General features: G+C 42.3%; 11 protein-coding genes. 9 read left to right on the forward strand and 2 right to left on the reverse strand.

What is annotated here, in order from left to right:
- Positions 1 to 77: 77 nt before the first annotated feature.
- The gene (locus B6N13_RS19440; protein ID WP_012071568.1) at positions 78 to 737 is read right to left on the reverse strand and encodes a cytochrome b/b6 domain-containing protein; all 660 of its coding nucleotides are present in this window, start codon (positions 735 to 737) and stop codon (positions 78 to 80) included.
- Between the two features lie 188 nt (positions 738 to 925).
- On the opposite strand from B6N13_RS19440, the gene B6N13_RS19445 reads away from it, so the two are divergent.
- The 7 genes from B6N13_RS19445 (at position 926) to B6N13_RS19475 (ending at position 9,566) form a co-directional block, all read left to right on the forward strand.
- Positions 926 to 1,957, forward strand: coding sequence for an AraC family transcriptional regulator (locus B6N13_RS19445; RefSeq protein ID WP_169460327.1), 1,032 nt, complete (start codon positions 926 to 928; stop codon positions 1,955 to 1,957).
- A 66-nt stretch (positions 1,958 to 2,023) separates the two neighbouring features.
- Positions 2,024 to 2,212, forward strand: a complete 189-nt coding sequence (locus tag B6N13_RS19450; RefSeq protein WP_048814133.1) for a hypothetical protein — start codon at positions 2,024 to 2,026, stop codon at positions 2,210 to 2,212.
- 106 nt (positions 2,213 to 2,318) lie between these two features.
- Complete coding sequence (pepQ, locus tag B6N13_RS19455; RefSeq protein WP_169460328.1) at positions 2,319 to 3,620, forward strand: Xaa-Pro dipeptidase; 1,302 nt, start codon at positions 2,319 to 2,321, stop codon at positions 3,618 to 3,620.
- A gap of 298 nt (positions 3,621 to 3,918) precedes the next feature.
- Positions 3,919 to 4,911, forward strand: coding sequence for a tripartite tricarboxylate transporter substrate binding protein (locus B6N13_RS19460; RefSeq protein ID WP_012071571.1), 993 nt, complete (start codon positions 3,919 to 3,921; stop codon positions 4,909 to 4,911).
- An 83-nt stretch (positions 4,912 to 4,994) separates the two neighbouring features.
- A complete protein-coding gene (locus tag B6N13_RS19465) occupies positions 4,995 to 5,510 on the forward strand; it encodes a tripartite tricarboxylate transporter TctB family protein (protein ID WP_012071572.1) in 516 nt (171 codons plus the stop codon).
- A gap of 7 nt (positions 5,511 to 5,517) precedes the next feature.
- A complete protein-coding gene (locus B6N13_RS19470; RefSeq protein WP_169460329.1) occupies positions 5,518 to 7,017 on the forward strand; it encodes a tripartite tricarboxylate transporter permease in 1,500 nt (499 codons plus the stop codon).
- A 407-nt stretch (positions 7,018 to 7,424) separates the two neighbouring features.
- The gene (locus B6N13_RS19475) at positions 7,425 to 9,566 is read left to right on the forward strand and encodes a methyl-accepting chemotaxis protein (protein ID WP_169460330.1); all 2,142 of its coding nucleotides are present in this window, start codon (positions 7,425 to 7,427) and stop codon (positions 9,564 to 9,566) included.
- Between the two features lie 125 nt (positions 9,567 to 9,691).
- On the opposite strand, the gene B6N13_RS19480 is transcribed toward B6N13_RS19475, so the two are convergent.
- Entirely contained in the window at positions 9,692 to 11,545 is a 1,854-nt protein-coding gene (locus tag B6N13_RS19480) for a sugar phosphate isomerase/epimerase and 4-hydroxyphenylpyruvate domain-containing protein (protein ID WP_169460331.1), read from the reverse strand.
- 331 nt (positions 11,546 to 11,876) lie between these two features.
- Between B6N13_RS19480 and pcaQ the strand changes: the two genes are divergently transcribed.
- Together pcaQ and B6N13_RS19490 are read left to right on the forward strand one after the other, a co-directional pair.
- Positions 11,877 to 12,842, forward strand: a complete 966-nt coding sequence (gene pcaQ, locus B6N13_RS19485) for a pca operon transcription factor PcaQ (RefSeq protein WP_169460332.1) — start codon at positions 11,877 to 11,879, stop codon at positions 12,840 to 12,842.
- A 22-nt stretch (positions 12,843 to 12,864) separates the two neighbouring features.
- A complete protein-coding gene (locus B6N13_RS19490) occupies positions 12,865 to 13,806 on the forward strand; it encodes an AEC family transporter (RefSeq protein ID WP_169460333.1) in 942 nt (313 codons plus the stop codon).
- The last annotated feature ends 6 nt before the right edge of the window (positions 13,807 to 13,812 follow it).

Below are 13,812 nucleotides of genomic sequence, written 5' to 3' on the forward strand. Positions count from 1 at the left end.
AATTTAAGGAAGAATTATATCGTGAGTCGATAAGAACAAACAATCAACTTGTCTATACATCTAGAAAACAAGTCTTTTTAGATAGGCGCTAGCCATAGTGCTGCCAACCAGGAAAGACCCATCAACAAAGAAAATATCACGCCCCAGCGAGGCGTCTTCACTTCAACTGATGTTATTGTATGATGTTTTTTACGTCCGAGAATCATAGCTTCAATAAGGCGCTCTTTAAGACACAACTCATGATAGAACACAGCCAGTACATGCATGGCAACTAAACCAAGTAACACGTTAGGTAAAAAATGATGAATCGATGCCAATTGGCTAGCCAAATCTTCTGAAATAAGAGAATAAAAAGGCCCAAACCAAAACACTTCATCACTGGTAAATAAGCCTGTTCCCCACTGCACAGAAAGCGCAAGCAATAAAACTACCACCATCAATGCACCAACTGGATTATGACCTAAGTATTTTTTGGGTCGACCTGATAACAACGACATAGCAAAGCGAAAAGCAACCTTTGGCCCCTTAACAAACTGACTAAAACGCGCGTAATAAGAGCCATAGAAACCATAAAGTACGCGAGCAATAACTACCGCTGACAAACCATACCCCATGTAAAAATGGTACTGAATATAATTGCCTTCTGATTTACCCGTAATAATCAAACCAGTAAATAAAAGCACAATCAGCCAGTGGCTAATTCGCACAGGCCAATCCCACACCAGTGTTGATTTCATCTTAACTATCCTCTCATGCTCTCATTAAAGTGTTCTTTCATAGGAACCTATATAGGCTGCTCAAAAAACGCGCGCTTGCAAAATAGTGACATTAAACACTATGCTGTGAAAAGCAAGATTCTGATTGCCTATTTTCAACACTTAGCGAATAAACGCTTCTTTAAATGTATTATAAGGATGAGATATGTATGCTTGTCACGTTATTCTTGATCACGCTTTCCTGCGTTGTATTATTAGCGTATTTATTGTTATTTAAAGGTCGCTTTTTTAGTAAACAAAGTGCGGTCATAGGTGCACCGATTGATAAGATTGCAGAAGATTTAAGTGACCTTACCAATTGGCAAAGCTGGCTACCTTGGCTCATTTATGAATCTAAGCCCTATGTAAACTTTGAATACTTAAACTCAGGCATTCATTCCGTTTTTCCTTCCTGCTTGGCTTGGCAAGGCAAGCTAATTAAAGATGGGCACATTACTTTAGAACCGGCTCGCTCAGGCGCCCATTATTTCCATACATTATTAGAAGCACCTGCGTTTTACCCAAACGACGTACACTTCAACATTGACCTCACTAAACAAAAAGAACGTACTTTAATCACCATTCAAATAACGGGCAAGCTGCCTTTTTTTACCCGTTGGAAACAAAAAAATTACAGCATTCGCGCTGATAAAGACGCAGAACTCGCACTACTAAAATTATTGGCTTACCTAAACAAATACAGCAAAGCATCTAGCCATGAATACAACGCGCCAACCTTTGAATGGCTTAACAAGACCAAACTAGACAATGTTGATGCGGTGACTCGACCTTTCGTGGTGAGCAACCAACCTATGTCGCAAAAAATGGATCAAGGCTTTCATGACTTGATTACCGAGCTTGGTCCAGAAAACCCACCCGCTGGCCCAAGTTTCGCTCTATATAAAAAAGCCGACATCGCCCATCATTATTTTTCTGGTCGATTAGGTATTCCCGTACAAAACCTTGTGCCTTGTGAACTCTGCCCTGAACGTATTGTCTTACGAGGTAACTATTTGCATTTACGCTATATTGGTTGCTACCAAAACTTATCTTTAGCTTGGCATGTGTTGTACAGTTTTATGAGACTACACAACTTAAAGCCCCATCGCCGACACTATGGTGTGGAAGTTTTTGAAGCTGGACCAATGCAAAAAAATAGCTCAAAGGATTATGTGACTTCGGTGTACTTACCTATCAAATAATTGGCTTAACGGCCTTTTTATGGGAAGGTCTCATTTTCGCCTAATAAACCGCAAGGAAATACAAACGTGGCAAAACTTTATCCTCTTATCGACAGCTTGATTCGCATCATGCTGACCATCGCCTTTTTCTATACTTTCAAACACTTCATGAGTGTACAAAATGATTTGTTGTTGGCCTTTATTTCTGTGCTTTGTGGGTTCGTGACTTTTCGTATTTTAATGTTTGCTTTTAATAAAATAACTACTAAAAAGTAGTTCTGTCCGTTTACAAATTTAGCGTATCCTAATGGCTTATCCCCTGAATACACAATGCAGATTTAATGGATAAAAATCTGCATTCTTGCTAACACTTGAAGATAATATGAGTCCTTCTATGACCACACTCTATCAAGAACATCTTGCCGTTCTCTGCAATCGATATGAAAACGCTATGGCGCATTTTTGCCTAGACGCCATTGTTTTAGCCTCAGGGGAAAAAAGCTACTATTTCCAAGATGATCACACCCATCCTTTTCATGCCTATTCTGGCGCACAACAGTGGTTGCCATTTACACTAGGGGCAGAAACCTATGTCATCTTAAAAACGGGCGAAAAACCGACGTTAATTTGGCCTGTTCGTGACGATTTCTGGCACGCTCCCAATCCTGTTCCTAGCGGCGATTGGCAACAAAACTGGAACATTGTAACGGCGAAGAAAACAGACAAATGGTTCTCCGATTTACCCAATAAAACCGCTTGGCTTGGTCCGCAAGCAATGCCATTTGCTATCGTTTGTGCAGGATTAAAAGCTTATGTAGATTTTGCTAAAGCCGTAAAAACAGACTTCGAAATTCAAGCCATGCGCCAAGCAAGCAAACGCGGCGCCGCAGGTCATATCGCAGCAAAAGAGGCTTTTTTAGCTGGCTGTAGCGAATTAGAAATTCACCTCGCCTTCTTAAAAGCTAGCCAGCAAAGCGCTTTCCAAGAACCCTATCCAGGCATTGTCGGCTTAGACGAGCACGCTGCTGTGTTGCATTATGAACATAAGTCCATAGAGCAAGTCGCAAACTCTCGTACGCTACTGATTGATGCAGGTGCCAACGAACATGGCTATGCCAGTGACATTACCCGTACTTTTACGCGTCACGATGATGACTTTAACGCCTTGATCAATGACCTTGATGTAATGGAACAAAAGCTTTGCCGTAGCGCCATATCTGGTGTTGCCTTCCAGGATTTGCACCAAAACACGCTAGCAGGTATTGCGGCATTACTGCTTGAACATAAGATTTGTGCTTTAAGCGTTGAAGAGCAATTAGCAAAACGCATTCCACAAGTTTTCTTTCCTCACGGCTTGGGTCATTTATTAGGCTTGCAAGTTCACGATGTGGGCGGCCATCAAATTGATCAAACAGGCACATTAAGCATGCCTGACGACAGCGCTCCCTTCTTACGTCTGACTAGAAAACTAGAGAAAAACATGGTGATCACTATAGAGCCAGGATTGTATTTTATTCCAATGTTACTAGATAAAATGCAGGCCGACATACTCGGCCATGGTTGTGATATGGCACGGATCCAACATTTTATGCCTTATGGAGGCATCCGCATCGAAGACAATGTGGTGGTGAAAAACGACCTGCCAGAGAACCTTACTCGTAACGCTTTTTCCAACCAAGCTTAGGTAATATCGATTCCTTTTCCATCAGTATCAAAAGACTGATATTGATGGAAGCCCCCCCTACCTTTTCTAGCCACATAATCCGTAATTTACATATTAAAACTTAGCCACCTATAACTAAAAGATAATAAAATGAGTAAAATATGGAATACATACAGTCTTTATCAATAATCACTCATCGGCTAGAGTTATAACGGTTACGAAATACTCGCTCAAGGATTGGCCAAGTATTATCTATCGCTAATAATAAAAATACTAACCAAGCCAACCATCGAAAGATGGATAGCACAGAGGCCCCCTAATGAAAAAAACAACGATTGCGTTACTAGCAGCACTATCTCTTTCTTCCTCTTTAAGTTTGGCAGATTATCCAACCAAAGACATACAAGGCATTATTCAATGGGGCGCTGGCGGCTCAACCGACACGGTTATGCGCTCAATTGCCCCTCACGTTGAAAAAGAGCTTGGCGGAGACATCATTCTAACGAACAAAACTGGCGGTGTTGGTGCCATTGCAACCAAATATGTCAATGCGAAAAAAGCTGATGGCTACACACTTTTGATGGGGGCTGAAAACCCTCAGATGTACAAAATTTTAGGGCTTTCAGATATTGACTACAGCGACATGATCGCGATCAATGTACTGGCTCGTGGTACGCCAATTATTGTGGCAAATAACGATGCTCCATTTAATACAATGCAAGAACTGATTGAGTATACAAAAGCTCATCCAGGCGAAGTTAAATTTGGTTCTACAGGCCCTGGCGGTTTAACATCGATAGTTACCGCTATGATAGATTCTCAAGTCAAACTAGACTACACCAGCATTCCGTACAATGGTGATGGCCCAGCGTTAACAGCTCTTCAAGGTGGTGCTATTGATGTAATGCCAGCTGTGCTAGGTGCTACTATCGAACAAATCAAAGCTGGCCGTATGAAAGCCATCAGTATTGTAGATATTGAAGCCAATAAACTTTTGCCTAACCTTGCTCCTATCACTGATGCACTACCAGGCATGAAGTCTTACCTACCATGGGGGCCTTTCTTTGGCGTGTTCGTGAAAAAAGGCACTCCTGATGAAGCGGTAGAAAAACTACAAGCTGCCTTCCAAAAAGCGGCTTACAACAAAGACTTTGTTGACCTAATGCAGAAGCGTGGTTTCACTATTATGAATATTTCAGGTGATGAAGCCGATTACTTTCTAGAGGCATACCGTTCTACCTCTTCTTGGTTAGTGCATGATGCGGGCTTTAGTAAGTTCTCACCTGAAGATTTTGGCATCCGTAAACCATAAGATTATCGTTCCATTTTGATCCCTAGGTGCAGCTTAATTGACAATAAGTTGCACCTCCTCTTTTCGCTTTATCTGGAGTTATCATGTCCAGTCAATCACCTATGATAAAAACCCGTAAACCTGGTGAACGCATATTCTGTTTTCTATTGGTTTTAGGAAGTGTTTATCTATTTTGGCAAGCTTATAATATTTCAGGGTTCAGTTCGTTAAGTTCTCCTGGCGCGTTTCCACTCGCGGCTTCTGCCGCTATGGTATTGGCATCTTGTGTGACTTTTTTGAACACATTGAAATTACCAGCAGCAAAGGATGTTAGTTTCGCTTATCACTGCTTCCCGCCAGTTATTGCAACCATTATGGCATTGATTTTGATCTACTCAGTGGTGCTAGAAAGCTTAGGATTCATTCTTACAAGTTTTGCTTTCCTATTCATTTCCATCCAATTTTTATATCGACGCAGTCCACTCATAACACTCGCTATTACGCTGTTCGCACTGATTGTTGTATACATTATTTTCCGCCTCGTTTTTCAAGTCGTGCTTCCAGAAGGCATAGTACCTGAGCGCGAAATCCTATCCTCAATAAAGTCTTTGTGGAGATAGTCATCTTATGGATGCTTTTAATTATTTCGCCATGTCTTGGTTGTCCCCAGAATTACTAGGCTTAACCGCATTAGGGACATTTTTAGGAATATATGTCGGCGCCATTCCCGGTTTATCGGTCACTATGGCCGTTTCTATCTTGATCTCATTTACCTTCTCATGGGATGTAAATTACGCGCTGTGCCTTATGGTTGGTGTCTACATGGGTGGGGTATATGGAGGTTCTCGTACTGCTATATTACTTAATATCCCAGGTGCTCCTTCTGCTATTGCTACGGCTCTAGATGGTTATCCTTTGGCGAAAAAAGGCCTAGCTGGGGAAGCCATTGGCTTGTCTACAATTATGTCCGTGGTCGGTGGCTTTGTCGGCATTATCGTCTTGGCCATTGCCGCACCAACGGTAAGTGAATTTGCTATTACCTTTCAACCACGTGATTACATGATGTTAGGCATACTCGGCATTATGTTAGTAGGCTCTTTGTCTGGCAGCAGTTTGGCTCGAGGTATTTTTGCTGGCGCTCTTGGACTATTGATCGGCACCGTTGGGCTAGATCCTATGACAGCCGAAGAGCGTTTCACCTTTGGCGTTGTCGAGCTTTGGGATGGTATTAACCCTGTTGCCGTCATGATAGGTATGTTTGGTATTTCTGAAGCCCTACATCAGTTACACCACATGAATAAAGCAGTTATAAAGCAAAAGATATCTCGCATAATTCCAAAATGGTCAGACATTAAAAAGTACATGCCGTTGAGCTTACAAACGTCTTTCATTGGAGTCATCGTAGGAGCGCTACCCGGAACCGGTGGTGATATTGCCGCGCTGATGGCTTACGACCATGCTAAACGTATAACCAAGAATCCAAAAGTTCCATTTGGTGAAGGCGCTAAAGAAGGCTTGATCGCACCAGAATCGGCGAATAACGCTGCTGTAGGCGGTGCATATATTCCAATGTTAACCTTGGGTATCCCTGGGGATGCAGTAACAGCGGTATTTATCGGTGCCTTGTTTATTCATGGCTTAAACCCAGGGCCACTTTTACTGGTCGAACAACCCCATATGTTCTGGTTTACAGTTGGAAATCTAACACTGGCCAATATTTTCGTGCTGATTTTTGGCTTAACTGGTATTAGACTTTTCTCGAAAATTGTCGAATGCCCTAAAGGCATTTTGATTCCGTTAATTTTCCTTTTGTCTATTGTTGGTGCGTATGCAATTAACAATGCTATTACAGATATTTGGTGGATGTTAGCCTTTGGCGTGTTTGGCTATTTTATGCGCCTCTATAACTTTCCTGTTGGCCCTGTAATCTTAGGTGTTATTTTAAGTTCCTTGACTGACGAAAACTGGCGTCGAGCGATTCTGTCCGAACGTGGCAATATTGGGGACTTATTTATTAGCCTATTCCACAGCCCACTTTCAACTGTGCTATTTAGTGTGATTGTTTTAATTCTATTTACGCAATCGCCTCTTTGGACAAAATGGCTAAAGCGTAAGTTTTTCCGTTAATTCATTTAGTTGTTAATTAGAAAACATCGATTCCCTTATGAAATAAATCAGGGAATCGGTGCTTTTTACCTTCAAGTAGCTCAAAAGATTCGCTCTATATCTTCACACAAAATCCTTATTAAATACCCAAAAACGTCAATTAATTGCCTTTCTCCATCAAATCGAACCAAATTAAAGCAATATAAATCAATAAAACACCAATAGAGTGCAAGGCAAAAACATCCGTTTTAAATAAATCACTGCTTTCTAAAACATATATAGACGAATGATAAGGTATTTTTATACGTTAGCAGTACATCAAACTAAAGTTTTATATTGAAAAAACAATGGCAAAAAAATTGCTTTTTATAAAGCTCCCCTAAGCGCATGCAACGAAGTAGTGCTTAACGCAACGGAGCAATATAGATATGAGTTTGAAAAGCAATCAGATGTTACTTTCAGCAAAAGAACGTCGTTGGTTACCTTGGTTTGGCAATACTGGCCGACTCTCTCTCTTTTGGTCATGCTACTTAAATAAAGAAACCTACCCTAATATTGAAAAAACCTTTGAAAACATCGCCAACACAAGGGTAAAACTGCTCAACACTTGGGTAAATAACCAATGGTCGCAACTCGATGTTTTATTAGAAATCATCACAAACTCATTCCCACATATTGAACAAGAAGCGCTAGAAGAACGTCTAAACATAGTACCTGAGGTGTCTGAATACTTTGTGATTGATACCCAAGGAAAAGTCCTCAAATCCACCTACAAAGATCGCGTTAATAAAATAGACTTACAAGCTAAAGCAGTAGAAGCTGGCTTAAATCAGCAGTTCCTCCATGGACCATACGTGGACCCAAACACGCTAAGCATCGGCGCTTCCAGCTCAAAGTTCCATGATGCAGTGACCCTAATGTTCTACCTACCCATTAAACAAAACGGCGTCAGCGTTGGTGCTATTTGCGCTCGAGTTCCCAATGATGTAGTTGGCGACCTAATTCAACGGGAAGCGGGACATATTTATAAAGAATCCGGCGACAACTATTTATTCATGGTGAAGTCTGAATTCGATAATTCCATACAGGCCGGTACCGCTCTTTCTCGCTCACGCTTTGAAGATAATACTTTTAGCCACGGCGAAAATCTTAAAAGTGGAATAACGACCAACTGGGGAACGGTTAAGGTTCAGCAACACACAGAGTTTGAAATCCATTTCACTGATCCAGCCACAAAAGAGCTGCACCCTGGCGTAAGAGAAACCATTAAGAATGGTCAAAATCTCTTTGTGACTTATCCCGGTTATTCTGACTATCGACACATTCCTGTTATCGGCAAAGGCGTTACCTTTCAGTTAAAAGGCAGCCCAGACACTTGGGGAATGATGTGTGAAGGCGATTTGGAAGAAGTCTATCGTCGTCGCTCTATCAATCTAAAATTAATGAAAAGCTACCTACTGGCTTCCAGCGTGCCTCTGATCGTCAGCACTTCATTACAGGCTTACACCAGCTTATCCATTGTCTTGACCAGCTTGGCGGCTTTCTCCAGCTTAGCCGTCGCAGGGCTGCTGTTTAATAGGCTCAGCACCAAAAAAATAAGCAGCAGCATGAGCCAAATGACAGAAGTAATTCAAACCATCGCAGAGGGTGAAGGCAACCTTAAGCAGCGTCTTGACGACAATCTTGCCAACGACGAAACCGGCGATATGGGACGCTGGATGAACAGTTTTATAGATAATCTTGATACCACTATGGGACAAGTTATCTCTGCCAGCACCAACGTCAAAAAATCTAATGACTTTATGGTTCGCACTAATGAAGAAGCAAGCCAAGCTTCCCAATACCTCGAAACGACGGTCGAAAGTATGCTGAATGTTTTTCAGCAACAAATAGATGAAGTGCAAAACGCGTCCAAAACCGCGGATGATTTGAAGCAAGCGATGAATAATGTAGCTGCAGAGACACAATCTCGCTTAGAAGACGCTAAAACAGGCACACAAGAAATACGCGATGTAGTGCGGGCTACGGCGGAATCGGTAAAATCACTAGATCAAAAAACCAATGAAGTCGCAGGTATCATTACCACTATTTCGGACATTACCAACCAAACCAACCTATTGGCATTAAATGCCGCCATTGAAGCCGCAAGAGCGGGCGAACATGGACGTGGATTTTCCGTGGTGGCCGATGAAGTACGCAGTCTAGCGTCCAAAACAGCCGCCGCTGCAGAAGAAATACAAGCCATGCTAGAAGGTATTCAGGAAGAAACACGCAGTGCGGTGAGTTTTATGGAAAAAGGCGCAGAAAATGTCGATAAAAACCTCATGGCAAACGAACAAACCAACACGGGCGACAGTGCTTTATACGCCTTAGTCGACACCATGTTTGAGGCTATTTTACTGCTCAACGAAAGCAATAAAGAAAACGCAAAAACCGCACATGAAATGGGTGCTGCGACAGAACAAATGCAGCGCTCGATTGCGGCACTACAAAGACGTTCGTCCCGCGTTGGATTGTCAGCATTAAAGCTCAACTCGCTGGTTGGTCAGTTCCAAGTAACCGCCAAATAACAAAAAGACGCAGCTGTCTTTTCCACTTTTTAAAGCAAAAAAAACCGGAGGAAATTTCCTTCCTCCGGCAATTTCCTCACAAAAGCATACGCCTAAAATACATCATTCCCCGCAATGACAATGATTTATTTTTGCTCTTGGCGCGCCTGTGAGGCAAGTCGAACAAATGCATTCGCTTCGCCATATCGGCTGTAATCACCAACTCGTTGTACAACTTCAAAAAAGACGCCATGTACTTCTTCTGTGTAAAAATGGAAGAATTCACCTTCGTCATTTTTGTCATACATGATGTTGTGTGACTGCAATTTTTTAATCATCTCTGCAGGCAAACCAAAGCGCGCTTCAATATCACGATAATAGTTCTGTGGGATTGGCAGCTGTTTTTCGCTATCAATGTTTTTTGCCGCCGCAAAAATATCATCACAAGCAAAAGCAATTTGATGCACACCCGAACCTTTTGACTTCTGCATAAAACGCTGTGCCGACGCACCACGAGCATTGGTCATATTCAATGGAATACGCACCCGCTTGTCTTTGCTTAGCGCCGTACGACTCACGACCAATCCATGAATGTCCGGCAAGTCTTGGCTGGCATCGATATCGAAACCAAACAACGATTTATAAAAGAAAGTCGCCGACAAAAAGTCGGTATTGGAAACCGTTTGGCCGATATGATCGAAACGTGTTAAACCAACGCCTGTTTCACCTTGAATACCCTGAATTGGTTTGAAATCCACTTCGAAAAAACGCACTGCAGCGTCTGCTGAAACAAGGTACACCAAGCTATCACCAATACCGCGAAGCGCTGGGATATTTAATTCACCAGGACCTGCCTGATTATCAAAACGCTCAACTCTATATCGTTCAGCAAGTGACAAAGTAGCTTTGACGTTTTCAGAGGCAAACGCCATCGCACAAACCGATACTCCGTGCTTTTGGAAATGCTCGTGGGCTTGACTTTTCGGCTCGCGATTGAGGATCAGGTTAATATTGCCTTGACGCATCAAGCTAACGTTTTTAGAGCGATGTTTATGTGTTTCATGGAAGCCCAACTGAGCCAAGATGTTGATCAGCGCTTCACCACTTTCGCCCTCAATCGCAAATTCAATAAATTCCACATCGCTGACTTGTGGCGCCACAATCGGAGTGGTTTTTTCTTCACGCTTACTCACTGTTTGGTCATCAAGCCAAATCAATGAACGCATGCCATCAATGGCTTTTTCTAATGGAGAAGACGAACGAAATTCATCATTGAAAATTTCATGAGACAAATAGTCATCAAAGCCTTTGTCTTTCAAAGCTTGTAAAAACTCAACTACAGGCATATCGCCTTGGCCAGGGAAGCAACGGAAATGTCGGCTGTATTGCAACACATCCATTTGTAGACTTGGCGCATCGGCCACTTGCACAAGGGCTATCTTGTTTAAAGGAATGTCATCACGCAAAACATCTAGCGTATTACCACGGGAAAACATGTGGAAGGTATCTAAAATAATACCCAAATTCGGGTGATCAACTCGTTTAATTAAATCCCATGCTTCATGATAGTCAGCAATATGGTAACCCCAAGCTAAGGCTTCATAACCCAGCATGATGCCTTCTTTTTTGGCTATTTCAGCCAGAGCAAATAAGTCTGCTGCGCAAACGTCACGATCAGCAGAAGAGTAAGGCTGCACGTTACTGCAAAACAACAAACGATTCGTACCCAACTCATGAGCTACATCGATTTTATGCTGCAACATCTTTGCCTTTTGCGAACGCATTGGCTCAGGCATACCTTCCATATCACGGAATGGTTGTAAGGCAATAATTTCCAAGCCTAGATCTTGCGCCATCCGACGCACATCTTTTGGCGAACCATCGAACTGAGTTAAGTCATTTTCAAAGATTTCCACGCCTTGGAAACCGGCTTTTGCCGCCGCTTCGAATTTCTCTCTCAGCGTGCCAGATAGGGTAACGGTTGCGAGTGCTGTTTTCATTCTTACGCCCTGACTGTCTATTTTTCATAACGAAAACGATATATGAGAAACAAACCTGATTTTTGTTTCTATATTTACTAATGTCGATGCTAGCACAAGATTTTTATGTTGAGAGTCATATTAAGAATGAAATAAAGTGCTAAAAATATATCGAAAAAGGAATACATAGCACCTTTCCAAAAACGTGATATAGGAGTGTAATATAGGAAAATTATTCCCTTATTAGCACTTATAATGAGCCTAATTCCTTAGTGTTTCTTACTTAGTGGCTGACTACCTAATAGCCAATTAGCTGCGACTGAAACCATGCGAGTACGATGGGAGACTTTTTATGTTAGAAAACCGTATTAAATATCGCCACCTTCAGTGCTTTTTAGAAGTCACTCGCCAAGGCAGCGTGGTTCGCGCTGCTGATGTACTGGCCCTAACCCAACCCGCCGTATCGAAAAAACTCAAAGAACTAGAAGATATTCTGGGTGTTAGACTATTAGAGCGCAGTAAAAAAGGCGTTGAACTTACTCCATTCGGCAATGTGTTTCTAGAACACGCCAGCACTAGCGTCGCCGCATTACGAGAAGGCACAGAACGTATTGTACAAGCGCAACAAAAAGGCATCAGCCGTATTAGTATTGGTGTATTGCCTACTGTTGCGACCAGTATTTTGCCAGAATCCGTGAAACGCTTTCGCACTGGCGGAATTGATGTACGCCTGCATTTAGTATCTGGCCAAAATGCTTTATTAATGAGTCAGTTACGCGTTGGTGAGTTAGATTTAGTGGTCGAACGTTTAGGGGTTCCGGAAGCCATGTCGGGCTTGTCATTCCAACATTTGTACTCTGAGCAAGTGGCTTTTACTGTTCGCCCAAATCATCCATTGCTAACAAAGGAAAATTTCCAGATCAGTGATATTGCCAATTACACGGTTCTTTATCCGCCGAAAGGTTCTATTACCGCACCCTATGTAGACCGTTTTTTATTATCCCAAGGCGTTAGTACTCTCAACGATAGAATCGATACTGTATCAGACTCATTTGGTAAGGAATTTATCCGTAATAACGATGCAGTATGGATCATTTCGCGTGGTGTGGTAGCCCGCGAAATTTCTGATGGAGAACTAGATGAATTGCCTATCGACACAAAAGAAACGCTAGGAGCAGTTGGCTTAACAACACGAGCGGACTCGGTTCCCTCTATGGCGCTTAAACTTTTTATGAATGCGATTCGAGATACTGCACAAACCTTAGACAGCTATTACAAACCAATTGATCATCATCATAAAGATGAACCCGCAATTTAAACCGCCCATACAGGAACCATAGATGCTGACCATTATTGCGATCACAACCCCGATTTTTATCATGATAATGTTGGGATACTTTGCGGTTCGCGTTAAATTGGTTCCTGGTGACACCATTGCGGGCATGGCAAAAATCGTCATGTATTTCACGCTTCCTGCGTTGATTTTTAGTACCTTGGCCAGAATGGAGTTTGATGAGGTCATTGTTCCAACCTATCTCGCCACTTACGCCATCGGCTCCTTATTAACCATGCTAATCGGCGTATTAATCAGCTTAAAAATAATGAACCGTTCTTTAATCGAGAGCACATTAAAAGGCGTGGGGATGGCAAATTCAAACTCTGCGTTCTTTGCCTATCCGGTGATGTTGCTGGCATTCAGTAATCCCCCAACGGCGGCGTTTGCCATGTCGTTAATCATTGAGAACATTTTGGTTCTACCCATCACTTTTGTGATTTTAGAAATCAGCTCATCCAGAGGCCAAGGTCTTAAACCCACCTACATGTTCTATACTGTGGTAAAAAGGTTGATCAAAAATCCGTTAATTCTAGCCGTCACTGGCGGGGTATTAGCATCGACTTTTCACCTAGAACTGCCTGCAGTAATTGATCGAGTATTAGTCATGTTATCCGGCGCATCCGCGACTCTCGCACTCATTGTGCTTGGAGGTTCATTAGTCGGAACCAGTCTAACAGGCAATGCCAAAGACATTTGCTTTGTCACCACAGGAAAACTAGTACTACATCCATTGATGATTGCTGTCGTGGCGCTCTTTATGCCAGAAATAGACCGCAACCTTTTGCTCGGCGGCATCTTGATTGCGGCAGTTCCTATGATGAGTATTTATCCAATTATTGGTAGCCAATATGGTTTTCGCTCGATTTGTGCGAGTATTTTATTGGTTACCACATTAGTCTCATTCATAACACTTGCTGTGATCTTGTCATTAATGGGATTAAATTAATTATTG

This window comes from Marinomonas sp. UCMA 3892 (genome assembly GCF_012726345.1).
Classification (GTDB): Bacteria; Pseudomonadota; Gammaproteobacteria; order Pseudomonadales; family Marinomonadaceae; genus Marinomonas.